Below are 17,098 nucleotides of genomic sequence, written 5' to 3'. Positions count from 1 at the left end.
TCCCCCCTCCCGAACCCTCCCCCCTCTTTCAAGACTTTTCCATTGGGGCTACATTGCGCGGCATGCTTACGAAAACAGTCCGTGCGAGTCCGGTGTGATTGAATTGCAGTCGAGAGTCTTTGCTATCCCTTCAACTCCAGCACATGCAACCGGCTGTGCAACTCCACCCGGTCCTGCCGCGTCTCGAAGGTCAGGTCCAGCCGGTCGGCCCCGCGCAGGGCCTTGATGCGGTTGGTGCTGTCCAGCCCCGCCGCGATGGCGTCCACGAATCCCGCGTCGAAGGCGATCAGGCGTACCCGTTGCGGGTGGCGCACCTTGCCCGCCAGCGTGGCCGCCAGTTGCCGGGCGTCCTTCTCCGTCCGGCGCAGGATGCGGAAGGGCGTGTCCTCGCCCAGCTTGGCCGCCACCCGGTCGGTCTTGCGCGCCGCGATGTTTCCGCAGTCCAGCCACAGCCGGATGTTTCCCGCCGCGTCCAGCGCGACCAGGTCCGGCTTGTAGTGCCAGCCCACGCCTTCCTCCACGCGCGGTTCCCATTCCCGGTACAGTAGATAGCCCAGGAATTTCAGCGCGATGTGCCACGGCACCTCGCCGGGGGCCGCATCCAGCACGATGCGGTCACGCACCGGCAGGGGCAGCCCGGATGCGGGCACCGGGCGCTGGCCATAGTCGCCACCGTGGTTGAGGTCGTCGGTGTCCGGCGCGGCGTCCGTGCCGTATCCGGTGTCGTACCCGGCCACGTACCCGGCCACATGGCGCGGCTGCCGGGGCGGGACCTCCAGCGGACGCGAGCCGGGCAGATGTTCGATGGTGCAGGTGAATTTCATGCGGTCCTCTCGGGATGGCGGGCGGCATGCATTCGTTCATGTTGCCGTGCCGTCAGGGTGCCACCGTGCGCAGGTCGATGCAAGGGCGCGTGCCGATGTGCGCCTGTGTCGTGCACGTTGCCAGGCTGCCACACAGCCACCACCATGCCACGCAGGGGCAGTGCCCTCCTTGCGGTGCCCGATCTTCTCGGCAGGCCCGTTGCCCGCTGCCGCCGATTCCGCAGCCCCAGCGCGTTGCCGAGCGCGGCGCGGGCGGGTATAGCCCAAGGCTGGCCGACGCATCGTGCCACCGGGTGCCCGCGCGCAGAGCGGAGCTTGCCCACCCGCGCGGCCATTTCGCTACCTCCGCCCATTTCTGCCACTCACCGGAGCCGAACCATGTCCGACATAGCCTCTTCGGAATCTTCCCTGCGCGTTGCCAAGCGCGTGCGCAACATCCGCATTTCCGCCACCAAGCTCATGCCCATGCTGGCCGCCAAGGTGGGCGGCTGCGTGTCGCTGGGGCAGGGCGTGCCCTCATTCCGCACGCCGGACCACATCGTCGAGGCCGTGTGCCGCGCCCTGCGCGACGACCCCACGGCCGGGCGCTACAGCCTGCAACCCGGCATGCCCGCCCTGCGCGAGGCCATTGCGGCGGACATCTTGGCCCGCAAGGGCGCGCGCTTCGATCCGGAAACGGAAATCGGCGTCACCGTGGGGGCCATGGAAGCGCTGGTGATGATCATGCTCACCGTGGTGGAGCGCGGCGACGAGGTGATCATCCCCTCGCCGGGCTATGCCTCGCATGCCGAGCAGGTACTGATGGCCGAGGGCGTGCCCGTGCATGTGCCGTTGCGCGCCGCCGACTGGGGGCTGGACGTGGACGCGGTGCGCGCCGCCGTCACCCCGCGTACCCGGGCCATCATCGTGTGCAGCCCCGGCAACCCCACCGGCGGGGTGTACGACGACGTCGACGTGCGCGCCCTGTGCGACCTGGCGCTGGAGCGCAACCTGGTGCTCATCGTGGACGACACCTACGACTACATGGTGTACGGGCAAGCCCCCGGCACGCCGCGCTTTTCTCCCGTAGGCCAGCCGGAACTGCGCCGCCACGTGATCACCGTGAATTCCTTTTCCAAGAAGTACGCCCTGACCGGGTGGCGCGTGGGGTACGTGGCCGCCGACGCCGCATGGATGGCGGAACTGCTGAAGGTGCACGACGCCACGGCGGTGTGCGCGCCCACCGTGTCGCAGCACGCGGCCCTTGCGGCGCTGACCGGACCGCAGGACTGCGTGGACGTCATGCGCGCGGCCCTGGCCGCCCGGCGCGGCCTGACCTGTCGCCGCCTCGACGCGCTGGCCCCGCACTTCACCTACGTGCCGCCGCGCGGCGCCTTTTACGCCATGGCCCGCTATGCCTTCACCGACGCCGACTCCATGACCGTGGCCCGGCGCATGCTGGAAGAGGCGCGGGTGATCACCGTGCCGGGCGGTTCGTTCGGCCCCACGGGCGAACGTCATCTGCGGCTGTCCTTCGGCATGGACGAGGCGGAACTGACAGAGGCCTTCGACCGCATCCAGCACTGGGTGGCGGCGCTGTAGATGGCCCGGCGCAGGATACTGGTGGACGGCCCGGCGCGCAGGCCGGGGGAAGCGGGCGACGCGCGGGCGGCTGCGGCCAGTGCCGCGTCAGCGCTTGATGCGGCATCCCCGCCCGAGCAGGACGGCGAGGCGCAGGCAGCACCCCGGCGGCGCGGCAGGCCGCGCAAGGTGGATGGGGCCGCAACCGCCGCGCCGGGCGCAACCGCCATGCCCGGCGGAATGTTCAAGGACGCGCCTGGCCGCGCGCCCGCTGCATCCGCACGTTCCGCACCGTCCCGTGCGCCTGCCGGTCTGGATGCCGCCGCTTTGGCCGGGCCCGATCCTGCGGTGCTTGCCGGACCGGACCCGCTGGCAGGCACCGGCTGGCCGGACCAGGTGGCGGAACTGGCTGCCGGGAAACATCTTGAAGCCCTTGCGCGGGCAGAAACACTGCGCGCGCAGGGGCGCACCGTCTATCCGGCCCGCGCCGACGTGTTCCGGGCGCTGTGCGCCACGCCGTGGGACGCGGTGCGGGTGGTCATCCTGGGGCAGGACCCCTACCATGGGCCGGGGCAGGCCCACGGTCTGGCCTTTTCGGTTGCCGACGGGGTGCCCCCGCCGCGTTCGTTGCGCAACATCTTCAAGGAAGTGGCCGCCGATTGCGGCGAACAGGCGGCTGGCGGCACGCCCGCAGGCGGGCCGCTGCTGGCGCCGTTCGGCGCTGCTCCGCCCCTCTCCGCTGCCCCCTCCGGCAATCTGTCGCGCTGGGCCGCGCAAGGCGTGCTGTTGCTGAACACGGTGCTCACCGTGGAAGAGGGGCTGCCCAACAGCCATGCGGGCCTCGGCTGGGAGGTGGTGACGCGGGGCATGGTGGCCGCGCTGGGCGGGCGTTCGCAGCCGTGCGCCTTCCTGCTGTGGGGCAGGCCCGCGCACGGGTTCGCCGGGCTGGTGACCCACCCGGCGCATCTGGTGCTGACGGCGGCGCATCCCTCGCCGCTCTCGGCCTCGCGCGGGTTTTTCGGGTGCGGGCATTTTTCGCGGGTCAACGCGTGGCTGGCCGCACGGGGAGAGGCGCCCATCCGTTGGTGAACGGGCGGAAACAGGAAGACGTTGCGGCGGCGGTCGTCCCGGAGTGCGGGGTGGCCGCCGTTGTCATTCCAGCGAAAAGGTGTCGCCGTCCCGCCAGTATACCATGGCGCGGGTAATGCCCATGGCCGCGTAGGCGTCCACCAGCCCGTTGGCGTGCCCCCACAGCAGCCCGCGCAGGCGGCGCGGTACGCCCAGACGTACGGGCGGTCCCGGCAGGCGGGCCAGATGCGCGGCCACGTGGCGGCGCAGGGCTTCGGCCTTGGCCAACTGGCCCAGCGCGGGATGCACCGGCCCGGCCAGCACCGCGTCGTCCAGTCCGTCCTCCGGCGAAAGGCCCATGCGCACCACGGCCACGCCGCGTGCCCACGCGGCCAGCAGGCCGTCGGCAAGGGCGTCCACCGTGGTGTCCAGCGTCCACGGAAGATAGCTTCCGCTCCGCCAGCGCTCCGCCAGCGGCGTGCCGCGCAGCACGAGGCAGGGGTAGAAGCGCAGGAAGGCGGCCAACGGGGGCGCTTCGTCGACATCGGGCAGCAGGGCGGTGCGCACGTCGGCGCGGAACACTTCCGGCGTCACCCCCGGCATGCCGGGCATCAGTTGCACCCCCAGCTCCAGCCCGGCCCCGGCCACCATGGCGCAGGCGGCGCGGGCCACCGCCCCGGCGTAGCCCCGGCTGGCGGCGGCCAGGGCCGCATCGTCGAAGCTTTGCACTCCCAGTTCCACACAGTCCATGCCCGCCGCCCGCAATGCGTCCAGACCGCGCTCGGTGACGGCGTCGGGCCGGGTGGAACAGCGCACCCGGCAGACCACCCCGCGTTGCCGCCAGCGATGCGCAAGGTCCAGGCAGGCGGCGCGCTCCGCTTCCGGCAGCAGGGTGAACGTGCCGCCGTAGAAGGCGATTTCCAGCGGCGGCGGGGTCTGGTCACGTGCGGGCACGGCAGGTCCGGTGTCCGGTGCGGAGGGGGCGTGCGGTTCCGGATAACCGCCCGTCGTCGCATCCTGCTGCAGGCGTGCCTCCTGCGCCAGTCGGGCTTCGGCCAGCGCCAAGGCATGGGCCACGCCGTGGGTGCCGCCGCGCTGGCCGGTCTGCACGTCCTGTGCGCAGAACACGCAGCGGGTGGGGCACCCGGCAAAGGGCAGGAAAACAGGCAGGATGCGTGGCCGCCTGCGCAACGCGGCAGCCGGTGCGGCGGCTGTCGCGCCGCGTCTGTGCCCCGGCCCGTCTGGGCTGGCGGGCGTGGCTGGCGTGGCGCGCGCCGCTCTGCGACAGCCGCAAACTGGCTCGGGGACCGGAAAAATCAACGCCGACATGATTGCCTTGTGTTGCTGATGTGTTACTATCGAAGCCAAGTTGATGGTTCCCGAGCGTACGCGGGCCTCTATTTTCGCTGTGCGGTCCTTCCATTTCCGGGGCAGGAAACCGGCGCGCGAAAGGGAAGGTGCGCCCAACCCCTTTCCGGAAAGGGGGTTGGAGCGAGGTCCGCAGGCCCCCCAGCCAGGGACGATGGCACGGAAGCCCTTGTGCCGCAAGGCGTGGCAACCCGGCATAATCTTGCAAGATTTTACTTGCGGTTGCGGCTTTGACTGTGTATATAACTAGTTACATGCCCGCCGCTGCGCGCCGGTTCGCGCGGCTGAATGATTTCAAAGTGTTCCATGTGACGGAGAATCCATGTCCCAGTCCGATTGCATTTTCTGCAGGATAGTGCGTGGCGAAATTCCCTGCGCGCAGATCTACGCCGACGACCACGTGCTCTCCTTTCTGGACATCGGACCCGTCAATCGGGGCCATGCGCTGATCGTTCCCAAGGAACATCACCGCACGGTGCTCGACATGCCCGCGCGGCTCGGCGAGCACATCATCGCCGCCCAGCAGCGCGTTGGCCGTGCCGTCATGGAGGCCACCGGAGCGGAAGGGCTGAACATATTCCAAAACAACTTCGCGACGGCGGGACAGGTGGTGTTCCACGTCCATTGGCATCTGGTGCCCCGCTTTCCCGGCGATGGCCACGAACTGTGGCCGCAGGGACAGTACGGCAGCATCGACGAGATGCAGGCACTCGCGAAGGCCATCAGGGAACGCATGGAGTAGCCGGAAGCACCGGCCCGGAGGACAGTATGAGCGGCAAGACCCTGACCAAGGCGGAAATCGTCGATGCCATCTATGAAAAGACCGACAGGAACCGCGCCGAAGTGAAAGGCGTTGTCGAGTCGCTTCTCGGCATCATGAAGCAGGCGATCAAGAAGGATCATGCCCTGCTCATAAGCGGATTCGGCAAGTTCGAGGCTTACGACAAGAAGGCCCGCAAGGGGCGCAACCCGCAGACCGACGAAACCATCACCCTGCCCCCGCGCAAGGTCGTGGTGTTCCGCCTGTCGCGCAAGTTCCGCGCCGAACTGAACGACGAATAGCGCGTCCGCGCGCACCTGCCCGGCCACCGGCCGCCAGGGTTTTCGACGCCGCTCCCCGGCTGGGGGGCGGCGTCGGTGTTTTTTTGGGGTGAAGCGGGCGCAGGCGGTACTGCACGCTGGCGGCGCGGAGGCCCTGGACCCGTGGACCTGTGGCTCCCGTGGCCCCTGTGGACCTGCGGACCCGTGGCCCCCGTGGACAAGGCGGAGGAGAGATCATGCGGGCGGAGGCGGCATGCCGGGACGGGGCGCGGTCCGCCCGCGTCCGTCCGGACAGCAAGCCGGTCAGAGCACGCCCAGCCAGCGCCACCACAGGTAATCCAGCGGCAGCAGCACCACTATGTTGATGGCGGCCAGCAGCAGGCAGGTGCGGGTCATGTGGCCGGAGGACACGCTGCCCAGTTGCATGGCCACCACCAGCGGCGGCGACTGGTAGGGCAGGAACATGGACGATACGGCCACGACCTGGGTCATCAGCACGGCTTCCAGGCTGAAGCCGGAAGCGGCGGCAAGGTCGCCCGCCAGCGGGGTGAGCACGGCGGGGATGCCAGGCAGGGTGGTGAGCAGCCCGGTGACCATGGCGTACACCGTGAGCACGGCGAAGTTGCGGGCGGAGTCCCCCGGTGCCAGCGGCAGGGCATCCAGCAGGGCACGCACCAGCAGGTGCCCCGCGCCCGATGCAGCCACCATGGCACCCAGCCCCATGATGCCCGCCACGAACAGCAGCGGCGCCATGCTCATGTCCCTGCTGATGGTCTGTTTGCCGGTAAGGCCCAGCGGCGGCCACAGGCAGAGCACGGCGGCCCCCAGGCTGATCCACGCAGGCGAGACGTGGTGCAGGGAGTCGGTTGCCCACAGGCCCACGGCCACGGCCAACACCACCATCAGCCGCCGCTCCGCCGGGCTGGCCGATGCCGTCGGTGGGGCGGCATCGGTCACCGGCACTGCGGCATCGGCCACCGGCATTGTGGCGGGGGGCGCCCCTCTATCGGGTGCCGGGTACAGCCGCAGCACCACGGCCGCGATGACCATGGCTTTCAGCAGGCCCAGCACCGGAAAGTGCAGCAGCAGGTAGCGCCCGTAGGTAAGGGTGTGGCCGAACAGGTTTTCCGCACTGCCCGCAAGGATCATGTTGGGCACGTTGGCAGGCAGGATGGCGAAGGCCGGTTGCAGCGCCCCGAACAGGGCAGCCAGAACGATGCCGGTGCGCTGTCTGCTGCCCGTCCCATGGCCGGCAGCCCCCGCAAGGGACACCGCCAGGGGCATGAGCAGGGCGATGCGGCCCATGGATGAGGGCATGACGAACGACAGCAGCACGCCCACGGCCACAAGCCCGCAGACCAGCGCGGCATAGCCCGTGCCCGTGCGGGCCAGCAGCCCCCGCGCCATGCGTGCGCCAAGCCCGGTATGCTGCATGGCCGTACCCATGCACAGCCCGCCGAAGACCAGCCAGAAGGTGGCCGAGTGGAACCCGGAGAACACCGTGGCGGACGGGGCGGCGCGCAGCAGGATGGCCAGCAGGAAAAACAGCAGGGCGGTGAGGTATTCGGGGATCGCGGCGGTAACCCACAACCCGATGGCCCCAACGGCCAGCCCCACGGGTCTGGCGGCGTCCGGCGGCAGGGCCGCCGGGGGGCACAGGGCCAACGCCGCTCCTGCCGCCATGCAGGTCAGGGCGATGGCGTGGCGGGGCGAACGCGCCAGCGAGGCAAGTGTGGTCAATGCCGAACGTGCGTGGTGGAACGGGCGCGACGAGCGATCGCCGGGGGTAGGAGAGGCGGTGGACATGACGGAGTGACCTCAAGCTGGTCGCGGATGGTCATTCCTGCGTAGCACGGCGGGGCTGGTTGAACAACTCGGGCCGGCCAATGCGAACAGGGCAAGGTACAGGGCAAGGTGCGGGGCGGGGGGATGCGCCTGATGCGGGCGTGGTGGACAGTGCGCGGCGTGCAGCCCGTGGCGCACGGTCACCGTGCGCGCATGCCGCACACGAGGCAGCCTGCCGTGCCTTCAGTCCGGCAGGCGGGTGCGCAGCAGGTGCAGGGTGCGCAGGGTGGTGTCCAGGTCGGCGTCGGGAATGCCGTCGAACAGTTCATCGCGCACGGCAACGCCCTCGGCAATGACGCGCCGGGCCAACAGTGCCCCGGCTTCCGTCAGTTCCAACAGGTTGGCGCGCCGGTCTTCCGGGCTCTGGATGCGCCGAACGAGTCCTTCGGCTTCCAGCTTGTCCACCTGACGGACAAGGGACGACCCCTCGATGCCGATATGCCGGGCCAACTGGATTTGCGTCAGCGAACCGCGCGCGGTCAGCGACCACAGCACGCCTCCGGTGGCCAGGGAAAGGCCCAGCGGCTTCAGCCTGTGGTCCAGGCGCATCCGCCAGGCCCGGTTCAGCTCTGTGAGCAGGAACAGGAGACGGTGTGAGGTGCGAACTCCTGGCAGGGGGGCGTCATGAGGATAGAAACGGGCTTTGGGCATGGCGCTCCCGTGGCGAAGTTGTTCGAAGGTTTCCCTTTGCCTATGCGGCGGCCCCGCGCGCTGTCAATCCTGCGGGGCCGCCGGGCGACACGCTGTCGTTGGTGTCGCGCCCTTCCCGTAGTGCGCGGGGCACGCCCCACGGGAAGGACACGGCAGTACCCTAGAAGCCGTAACGCAGGCGCAGGAACAGGGCGGGGGCGTCGTCCAGGTCGTAGGTGTCCCGTTCGTCGCCGTCGGAATTGTAGACGCGCATTTCGCGGCGGGTCAGGTATTCCGCGCCCACGGTCAGGGTCAGGTCGTCCAGCGGGGTGATGTCGATGTAGCCGCCCAGCGTCAGGGACGAGGTCTTCATGTAGCCTTCGCGCTCCACCGGGCTGTCGTCGGCCAGGCGGTAGGTATCGCCGTCCATCCGGCCACCCACGCGAAAGGCGAACATGTCCGAGGAACGGTAGCGCAGCATGGTTTCCGGAATGCCCAACGTGGCCGAAAAGCCCATATCGCGCTGGTTGCCCCAGTCTGCGGCGGCAACGGGCATCAGGCGGGTGCCCACGGGATGCAGCGAAGCCGCAATGCCGCCGCGCAGGCGCACGCCACCCACCGCCCAGGTAAGCCCGGCCGAGCCGGAAAGGCCCCAGGCATCGTCCATTTCCTCTTCCCATCCGGCGGCCAGGCCCGCCCCGGCGAACCAGCCAAGGCCGCCGAAGCCCAACTGTTCGGCAATGTCGGCGCGCAGGCGGAGCATGTGCAACTGTTCCCACGGCTCGGACCCGTTGCCGAAGGGCAGGCTGGCGGTGTCCGACCAGTCGTAGCGGCGATTCAGGTAGTCGATGCCGAACCAGCGGTAGCGCAGGTTGGCCCCGGCTTCGGTGACGGAAACCGAGCCGCCGTCGTCCATGTCCGCCTCGCCCACGGTGCGACCGGTGAAGGTGGCGGTGAAATCCTTGTCTTCGGCATGGGCGGGTGCGACAAGCCCCAGCAGCAGGGCCGCGCACAGCAGCAGCGCGGCGGACGTGAAGCGGTGGGCGCCACGGATGGCACGGGGTGAGTGTGTGCGGATCATGTGCGGTTCCTGAGGGCGCGCTGGCGCGCCGTGTTGCGGGTAGGAAGAAACAGGGGGTCGGCGGGTGCCGATGCAAGGGGAAGAAACGGCCGCCGAAGCGGCTGGACCGGGCAAGGCGGGCACGGCGGACAGGACACGCGCGGGGTGCCCGGGGCTTGGCCCGTGCGGCAGCATATGGTTGCTGCATATATTATTTGCTTGCTAATGATGTGCAGGAGGCTAAACCAGACCGCCATGCAGTGCAAGCGCTATCGCATGCGCGGCGCCCTCGGCAGGGAAGAAGGCATGCTCTGAAGGCTCTGGATCGAGCAGCCGGGCTGGAGGAGGGCTGAAAGCAGGCGTCAGGTCTTGGGTGTGCGCGCCGCTCGGTGCTCGCACGCCGCCCGGACCATGGCGGGTGCCCAGTGGGGCACGGCAGGGGCGAAGATGTGGGTGTAGGAGGCCAGGGTGTTGCGGCGCAGCAGTCCGTCGCGACCATCGCCCATGCCGGTGACGTGGCCGGACTGGGCCGTAAGCCGCAGGGCGCTGGGAACGGCGGGGGCGTCAGGCGCGTCGTCGCAGGGCACGCAGCGCGAATAGTGGAACTCGTGCCCGCGAAAGGTGGCGCCCAGAGGATGGAAGGGGTTTTCGAGCACGGCGGCGGCGTCGACGTAGCCGAGCCCCTGGGGCTTGGGGTGGAACACGGTGCGCACCGGAAAGATGTCCGCCATGGGGTGCTCGATGCCGTCCATGACGATGGACCGGCCCAGCACCATGAACCCGCCGCATTCGGCGTAGATGGGCAGGCCCGATTCGGAAAGGGCGCGCAGCCGATCCAGGGCCGGACGGTTGGCGGACAGCGGGGCGGCCAGGGTTTCCGGAAAGCCGCCGCCAAGGTACAGGCCGTCCAGTTGCGGCCACTCCGCGCCGTCAAGCAGCGAAAGGCGTACCAGTTCCGCCCCGGCATGGCGCAGGGCCAGCAGGTTTTCATGGTAGTAGAACCACAGGGCCGCATCGTGCACATAGCCGATGCGCGGGCGGAGGGGGGGCGCCGCATGGGGAACGTCGGCGCCCTGATCGGCGTTGGCCGGGGTTGGGCCTTCCGGCGCGGCATGCGCCGCACCGGGCAGCAGCGACCACAGGTCGGCCACCGGACCCTGTGCCGGGGGTGCGGCACTGGCCACCTGGCGCAGCCGGTGCAGGTCCACGTGTTCGGCCATGATGTCAGCCACCCGGTCCAGCCCGGCCACGCATTCCTCGTGCTCCATGCCGGAAACGAGGCCCATGTGCCGTTCGGGGATGGGATTGTCGGCAATCTTGGGCAGTATGCCCAGCACCGGCACGTCGGTGTAATGCTCGATGGTTTCGCGCAGCACGCTGCGATGGCGCGGCCCCGCCGTGCGGTTCAGGATCACCCCGGCGATGTGCACGCCCTGCTCGAAGTGGCGCAGGCCGGACACGATGGCCGCCGCCGTGCGGGTCATCTTGGTGCAGTCCATCACCACAACCACCGGCGCCCCGAGGATGCGCGCAAGTTCCGCCGTGGAGCTGCTGCCGGACAGGTCGCGCCCGTCGAACAACCCCCGGTTGCCTTCGATGACGGCGAGGTCATAGGGAACGGACGGGCCAGGCAGGCCGGGCTGCTCACCCCCTGACGGGCCGGGCGCGGCGTCGGTCCTGGCTCCATCTCCCGCCAGCCCGCACTGCGTCCAGAACAGCGAGCGCAGCATGGGCGCATCGAGAAAGTAGGGGTCCAGGTTGGTGGCGGGGTGCCCGGCGGCCAGGGCCAGCCACCAGGCGTCGATGTAGTCCGGCCCCTTCTTGCAGGGCTTTACCGCAAGGCCGGAGCGCGCAAGGGCGCGTACCACGCCGAGGGATACCAGCGTCTTGCCCGAGCCGCCGGAAAGCCCGGCGATGACGATGCGCGGAAGGTTCATGCAATGATGCCGAAGGGCCCGGCCAGGGGGGCGGGTGACGAACGTGGATGGAGCGCGCGGCGCACATGGCGGGCGTGCATGCGAAAAGAGCGTATGAACCTTGCAGTCCATACGCCTTTTCGGAAAATCAGTTCCCCGGCGTGGAGAACTACTATTCGCCCTCGGCCCCGGCCTGCTTGCCGGCGCCCTTGAGGCCGTACATGGTGGTGCTGCCGGAGGACCAGTATTCCAGAACTTCGGCGTTCACCAGCGCGGTGAGGATCTTCTTCACGTCGCGCGGGCCCTTGTCGGGGAACAGGTCGAGAAAGTCGTTGAAGTAGAACTTGCTCTTCGAGCCGGCCTTGGACTGCAGGAATTCCACGACCTTGTTCTTGGCTTCTTCCATGGATAGCCCCTTTGGTTATCCGGGGGCGGCAAACCCGCCCCCGGAATGTGGTTGCCGTCCGGCTTAGAACTTGAACTGGGTGCTCTGACGCCAGGTGTAGTAGGCCGGATCGCGGAAGTCGTCGATGAGGTGGTGGGTGAACTCGAGGCCGGTCAGCTTGAAGAAGCTTTCCCAGCCGATGCGCTCGGCCCATTCGCCCAGACGTTCGTACTTGTTCGCGTTGGCGGCGTACACCTCGATGATGTGCTTGATCTTCGCGGTCAGCGAGGGCCAGCGCGGCATTTCGTTCGGGATGTAGGCCACGACGACCTTCGAGAACTTGGGCATGGAGATGCGGTTGGAAACCTTGCCGCCCACCATGATCACGCAGCCGTCGCCTTCGCCATCGGAGATGGGCAGGGCGGGGCACATGGTGTAGCAGTTACCGCAGTACATGCAGCGGTCGTTCTTGATGGCGATGGAGTTCAGCTTCTTTTCGCCGATTTCCACCTTGGTGGGACGCACGGCTGCGGTGGGGCAGGCGGAAACGGCCAGCGGGATTTCGCACAGCTGGTCGGTCCATTCGTGGTCGATCATCGGGGGCTTGCGGTGGATGCCCACCACGCCGATGTCGGAGCAGTGCACCGCGCCGCACATGTTGATGCAGCAGGCCAGCGAGATGCGGACCGGGGCGGGCAGGCGCATGGTCTGGAAGTCGGTGAAGACTTCGTCCATGATCGCCTTGACCGGGCCGGAAGCGTCGGTGGCGGGAGTGTGGCAGTGCACCCAGCCCTGGGTGTGCACGATGTTCGACACACCGGCGCCGGTGCCGCCGATGGGGAACTTGTAGGAGCCGCCGGCGAACTTGCGCGAGGACAGGTCTTCCTTCAGCGCCTTCAGGCCCGCTTCGGTGTCGACCATGAACTCGACGTTGTTGCGGGTGGTGAAGCGCAGGAAGCCGCCGCAGTGCTTGTCGGCGATGTCGCACATCTCGCGGATGTGGGTGATCGACATCAGACGGGCAGCGCCGATGCGCACGGTGTACACCTTGTCGCCGGATTCGGCGACATGCATGAGCACGCCGGGTTCCAGGATTTCATGGTACAGCCACTTCCCGAAGTTCTTCGCGATGAACGGGGGGAAGAAGGAGTCGTGCTTGCGGGGGCCGATGTCCGTGATACGGTTTTCCATCGGCTTTTCGGGATTGTACCCGGAAGAGATGAATGCCATGATGTGCTACCCCTCTTCTTATCTCTGGTGTCTCTTGCGGTATTCCGTGATGTCGCGGTCCCAGCCACCGGGCACTTCTTCTTCCTTGAAGAAGATGTACGGGTTGGAACGGGGCTCTTTCACGTGCTGCGCCACGGGGTCGATTTCGGTCACCTCGAGCAGCTTCTGGAAGCTGAGACGCTTGATGGTCTCGCCCAGGCGCTCGCGGTTCTTGCCTTCTTCCATCCACCAGTCCCAGATCTTTTCAACGACACCCTTGATGTCGTCGAACGGCTCGCTGGCGTCCACGAAGGGAACCAGCAGCGAACCCATCTGGGCGCCGTCGAGGACGGGCGCCTTGGCGCCGACCAGGATGGACGCGCCGCGTTCGTCACCGATGCGCAGGGCGCGGGGCATGGTGTTGATGCAGTGCATGCAGCGCACGCACTCGCTGGTCTTGATGGACAGGGCGGAGCCGTTCCAGGAGATGCACTTGGAGGGGCAGCGTTCCACCACTTCGGCCACGATGTCGAACTTGCCCCAGTCGCGGCCCGAGTGGGCACCGGCGTTGGGCTTCAGTTCGCCACCGACGTAGGCCTTGACGGCGGCCTGGTCGATCTTGATGTCGTCCTTCCAGGTACCGATGACCGAGAAGTCGGAGCGGGCGATGGAGGCGACGCAGCCGTTGGGGCAGCCGTCGAACTTGAACTTGAACTTGTAGGGGAACGCCGGACGGTGCAGTTCGTCCTGGTATTCCATGGTCAGGGCGTAGCAGCAGGCCTGGGTGTCGTAGCAGGCGTATTCGCAACGCGACATGCCAAGGCACGATTCAGGCGTACGCAGGTTGGAGCCCGAGCCACCAAGGTCGGTGTTCATCTTGTGGGTCAGTTCGAAGAACAGTTCTTCAAGCTGCGGGGTCTGGGTGCCAAGAAGCACGATGTCGCCGGTGGAGCCGTGCATGTTGGTCAGACCGGAGCCGCGCAGGTCCCACAGGTCGCAGAGCTGGCGCAGGTAGTCGGTGTGGTAGTACTTCGCCGCGGGCTGGTTCACGCGCACGGTGTGGAAGTGCGCCACGCCGGGGAACTGTTCGGGCTGGTCACAGTAACGGCCGATGACGCCGCCGCCGTAACCGAACACGCCGACGATGCCGCCGTGCTTCCAGTGGGTTTCACCCTCGTTGTAGGACAGCTCGAGCACGCCAAGCAGGTCTTCGGGGCAGTCCACAGGGATCTGGTAGTCCAGACCCTTGGGGTTGGCGGCCCGGTACGCCGCTTCCTGCTTGATGTCGGACACGAAGCTGGGCCAGGGCCCGGATTCGAGCTGGTCCAACTTGGGGGTTGAATGTTTCGCCATTGCCTTACCTCCACATTGGTTTGTTGAAGTTCTGGACTCTCAACAGACACGCCCATCGCCCCTGGGGCGCAACAGGACGGCGTCTTCCGGAAGTAAGGGCATCGGTCGGCGCGGCCCTTGCGCCCGGAAAACTCGTGATTTTTTGGACAAAGTAACGCCATTCCTAAAAGGATTCCGGCGCGTTGTCAAGCCCCGACACGGGCCACCGCCTCTCCCCGCCGCAGGGCGGGACGCAGGCAACGCCTTGTCGGGATTGTCGAAAAGGTGCAGGGGACGGCGTGTCGGTGGCGCCGCGCGTCCTGCCTCGTTCCGGTGCCCGCCGCGCGTTGGCGCGGGGACGGGGCATGGCAGTCTCCCCGTCGGATACCCTGGTGCCGCCATGCAAGGGGCGGGCGACACTTCCTTGCTTGTAGCCCAGCATCCGGGGAATGACAACATCTTGCGTGCATCGGCGGGATAGGGCATTGACCGTATGCCCGCATCCGGCAACGGCAGGCGGGCGCCATTCGCAGCCCATGTGTTCAGGAGTGCCCATGCAGGACGATCTTGGCCTTTACTACTACCCCGATCCCAATGACAAACGTACCCGCGTCTACGTGCGCGCGCACGGCGGTAGCGTGGAATTTCGCCTGTGGCGTGCCGACCGGCCAGAAGTGTGGGAACGCCACGAGTGGGTGCCGCTGGAAATCATCCGCCATGCCGCAGGGATGTATCGCGACATGGGGCGCGATGCCGACCCCCTTGTGCTGTACGACGAGTCCGTGGCGCGCGCCCTGCTGAAGGCCAATTGACGAAGGCCAATTGACGAAGGCCGATGGTCAGCGAACGATTGGCGAATATCAGTTAATGAAGGCCAATTGGGTTCCGCGAGAGCGGTGCTCGTGAATTCCGGAGCAAACCTGCCCGTTGCGTGGTGGCGGGCTTGCCGGAGGGCCGCATGCACGAAGTCAGCCTTGGGGCCACCCTGCGCGACTATCTGACCGGGCAGGACGTGGACCACACCACCTACGAGGATTTGCGGCAGGCGCTGGCGCGGCTGCTGGTGGAGCAACTGGGCCACCCGCGCGGGCTTGTCGAGCCGCGCGTGCGGGTGCGGTTCGACGTGCCGGACGGCGGCGATGCTGGCGCCGGGCGTGGCCCCGATGTGCCTGACGTGCCAGACGTGCCAGACGTGCCAGATGAACCGGCAAGCGTTTCTGCGCCGACAGGCATGCCCGGAGCGGAACCGGGAGTGCCATCGACCCGTCCCGCCGGTACCCTTCCCGATTCTTCCCTCTCTCTTTCTCCTTCTTCATCCGAAGCTCCCCATGACCCCGACGAAGGCTGCCGCGTGGTGGACCTGACCCTGCGCGACGACGACGGCACGCCGCTGTGCATCGTGCTGTTCTGCCCCGGTGCCCCCGGCACCTATGCCCGCGAAAGCGTGGCGGCAGCCCGGCTGTTTCCCGGCGGCCCCGCGCCGCTGGTGGCCGTGACCGACACGCGCGATGCCCTGCTCATGGCGGCGGTGGATGGCGCGGTGCTGGGCGAGGGCATGCGGGCGTTGCCGAAGCGGGATGATTTGCGGCGGTTGGCAGCGGAGCACCCGTGCCCGCCGCTGCCGCCGGAACGCGCGGCGGGCGAGCGGCGCATACTGGGGGCGTACACGGCGTTTTTGAAGCGGTGTTGCGGCGAGGATGTGTGTTTGTTGTAACCGCGTGGCGGTGGGGAGGGGGAGTGCCCTGATGGGCACGGCATCTATGAAGACAGTCCTGCCCTGATGATACCCCTTGATTTTGTTATGCCTCCGGCGGGAGGCAAGAGAAGTGTCGATCGCTGTCGGATGCGGCTTCTACGAAGACACGACAGCCCTTTTGACCACGCGCGGTTTCGTTATGTCTCCGACGGGCAGGGGGTGTTGTAACGAACACCCCCTGCACCCCCGCGTTCCAGGGGCTCCGCCCCTTGGAACCCCGGGTTGTCCTGCACCGCATTCCTGTGCCGGGCAGCTTCCCTCCGGCGCAAGGCGCCTCCGGGTGATCTGCCCGGCGGAATGCGATGTGCACGAATCTCCCGGTACCCTCATCTCAGTCGGGCGCCTTGCCCCACACCCCCGTTGCGACGCATGTGCCGCCGTCAAGGACCGATGGCACATGCTTCTACGCGCGATACCTTTCCGTTGAACAGTATGGAAATGCTTTGGACACAGGGCGTGCCCTGCATCATACATTCCTTTCGTCGGCAGCCTCCCTCGGCCAAAGCGCTTTCGGGTGATCTGCCGCCAGCGACACCGATGTGCATGTAGCTCTCATAGCCATTGCGGAACAAGGGTGCCTTTTTCCACGGTTCTCTTGCGGCGCGTATCCGCGACGCCGGAGCTTCCGCCTCGCAAAGCCTCAGCGGTGATCTCCGGCTGCGGACACATATCGCCGCACCAAGGTTGCATTTGAAGTCACGTCAGGCAAAAAAGTTCGCTGTTCGAGCCCACACGGCAGGCCGGACCTTGGGAATAGCTCGCTATCATTGCCTTACCGAAACGTGTCGTGCGTAGAAGCATGTGCCGTCGGGCCTTGACGGCGGCACATGCGTCGCAACGAGGGTGTGGCGCAGGGCACCCGGGTGGGGTGGAGGTAGCGAGAGCCTCGTGCACATCGCATTCCGTCGGGCAGATCACCCGGAGGCGCCCTGCGCCGGAGGGAAGCTGCCCGGCACAGGAATGCGGTGCAGGATACGTCGGGGGTCCAGGGGTGGCGCAGCCCCCCTGGAGCGCGGGGATGCAAGGGGCCGCCGCTTAGCGGCCCCTTGCCCGCCGGAGGCATAACGAGATCGAGCGTGGTCAACGAAGCAGGACTGTCTTCGT

The 17,098-nt window shown here is 67.7% G+C and carries 15 protein-coding genes; 6 read left to right on the top strand and 9 right to left on the bottom strand.

Translation table 11 applies throughout. The features are described from left to right. Window positions 1–122: 122 nt before the first annotated feature. Complete coding sequence (locus tag ABWO17_RS17070; protein ID WP_353120678.1) at window positions 123–824, bottom strand: hypothetical protein; 702 nt, start codon at window positions 822–824, stop codon at window positions 123–125. Window positions 825–1,202: 378 nt separating this feature from the next. Between ABWO17_RS17070 and ABWO17_RS17065 the strand changes: the two genes are divergently transcribed. After that, window positions 1,203–2,405 (top strand): pyridoxal phosphate-dependent aminotransferase, encoded by a 1,203-nt coding sequence (locus tag ABWO17_RS17065; RefSeq protein WP_353120676.1) that lies wholly within the window; start codon window positions 1,203–1,205, stop codon window positions 2,403–2,405. After that, window positions 2,406–3,473: a uracil-DNA glycosylase gene (locus ABWO17_RS17060; RefSeq protein ID WP_353120674.1), complete on the top strand. Its 1,068-nt coding sequence runs from the start codon at window positions 2,406–2,408 to the stop codon at window positions 3,471–3,473. Window positions 3,474–3,536: 63 nt separating this feature from the next. Here ABWO17_RS17060 and ABWO17_RS17055 read toward each other — a convergent pair whose 3' ends face one another. Further along, window positions 3,537–4,580, bottom strand: a complete 1,044-nt coding sequence (locus ABWO17_RS17055) for a radical SAM protein (protein ID WP_353120672.1) — start codon at window positions 4,578–4,580, stop codon at window positions 3,537–3,539. A gap of 562 nt (window positions 4,581–5,142) precedes the next feature. Here ABWO17_RS17055 and ABWO17_RS17050 point away from each other — a divergent pair. Continuing rightward, a complete protein-coding gene (locus ABWO17_RS17050; RefSeq protein ID WP_196610588.1) occupies window positions 5,143–5,562 on the top strand; it encodes an HIT family protein in 420 nt (139 codons plus the stop codon). A 26-nt stretch (window positions 5,563–5,588) separates the two neighbouring features. After that, entirely contained in the window at window positions 5,589–5,882 is a 294-nt protein-coding gene (locus tag ABWO17_RS17045) for an integration host factor subunit alpha (protein WP_007524232.1), read from the top strand. A 282-nt stretch (window positions 5,883–6,164) separates the two neighbouring features. Here ABWO17_RS17045 and ABWO17_RS17040 read toward each other — a convergent pair whose 3' ends face one another. The 7 genes from ABWO17_RS17040 to dsrA all read right to left on the bottom strand — a co-directional run bounded on the left by ABWO17_RS17040 (window position 6,165) and on the right by dsrA (window position 14,259). Beyond that, window positions 6,165–7,667 carry an SLC13 family permease gene (locus ABWO17_RS17040; protein ID WP_353120669.1) on the bottom strand — a complete coding sequence of 501 codons (1,503 nt, stop codon included), beginning with the start codon at window positions 7,665–7,667 and terminating at the stop codon, window positions 6,165–6,167. A 222-nt stretch (window positions 7,668–7,889) separates the two neighbouring features. Next, complete coding sequence (locus tag ABWO17_RS17035; RefSeq protein ID WP_353120667.1) at window positions 7,890–8,357, bottom strand: MarR family winged helix-turn-helix transcriptional regulator; 468 nt, start codon at window positions 8,355–8,357, stop codon at window positions 7,890–7,892. Window positions 8,358–8,517: 160 nt separating this feature from the next. Further along, window positions 8,518–9,417: a hypothetical protein gene (locus ABWO17_RS17030; RefSeq protein WP_353120665.1), complete on the bottom strand. Its 900-nt coding sequence runs from the start codon at window positions 9,415–9,417 to the stop codon at window positions 8,518–8,520. Between the two features lie 341 nt (window positions 9,418–9,758). After that, window positions 9,759–11,333: a cobyrinic acid a,c-diamide synthase CobB gene (locus ABWO17_RS17025; RefSeq protein ID WP_353120663.1), complete on the bottom strand. Its 1,575-nt coding sequence runs from the start codon at window positions 11,331–11,333 to the stop codon at window positions 9,759–9,761. A 151-nt stretch (window positions 11,334–11,484) separates the two neighbouring features. Continuing rightward, window positions 11,485–11,718: a dissimilatory sulfite reductase D family protein gene (locus ABWO17_RS17020; RefSeq protein ID WP_007524227.1), complete on the bottom strand. Its 234-nt coding sequence runs from the start codon at window positions 11,716–11,718 to the stop codon at window positions 11,485–11,487. A gap of 63 nt (window positions 11,719–11,781) precedes the next feature. Continuing rightward, entirely contained in the window at window positions 11,782–12,927 is a 1,146-nt protein-coding gene (gene dsrB / locus ABWO17_RS17015) for a dissimilatory-type sulfite reductase subunit beta (protein ID WP_353120661.1), read from the bottom strand. Between the two features lie 18 nt (window positions 12,928–12,945). Further along, window positions 12,946–14,259: a dissimilatory-type sulfite reductase subunit alpha gene (dsrA, locus tag ABWO17_RS17010; RefSeq protein ID WP_353120659.1), complete on the bottom strand. Its 1,314-nt coding sequence runs from the start codon at window positions 14,257–14,259 to the stop codon at window positions 12,946–12,948. 533 nt (window positions 14,260–14,792) lie between these two features. Between dsrA and ABWO17_RS17005 the strand changes: the two genes are divergently transcribed. Together ABWO17_RS17005 and ABWO17_RS17000 are read left to right on the top strand one after the other, a co-directional pair. Beyond that, entirely contained in the window at window positions 14,793–15,050 is a 258-nt protein-coding gene (locus ABWO17_RS17005; protein WP_353120657.1) for a hypothetical protein, read from the top strand. A gap of 146 nt (window positions 15,051–15,196) precedes the next feature. Next, on the top strand, window positions 15,197–15,952 hold the full coding sequence (locus tag ABWO17_RS17000; RefSeq protein ID WP_353120655.1) for a type I restriction endonuclease subunit R: 756 nt from the start codon (window positions 15,197–15,199) through the stop codon (window positions 15,950–15,952). Window positions 15,953–17,098 lie beyond the last annotated feature (1,146 nt).

This window comes from Nitratidesulfovibrio sp. (assembly GCF_040373385.1).
GTDB lineage: Bacteria > Desulfobacterota > Desulfovibrionia > Desulfovibrionales > Desulfovibrionaceae > Cupidesulfovibrio.
Note: the sequence above shows the minus strand (reverse complement) of the source record. Positions and strands in the feature narration are given on the sequence as shown.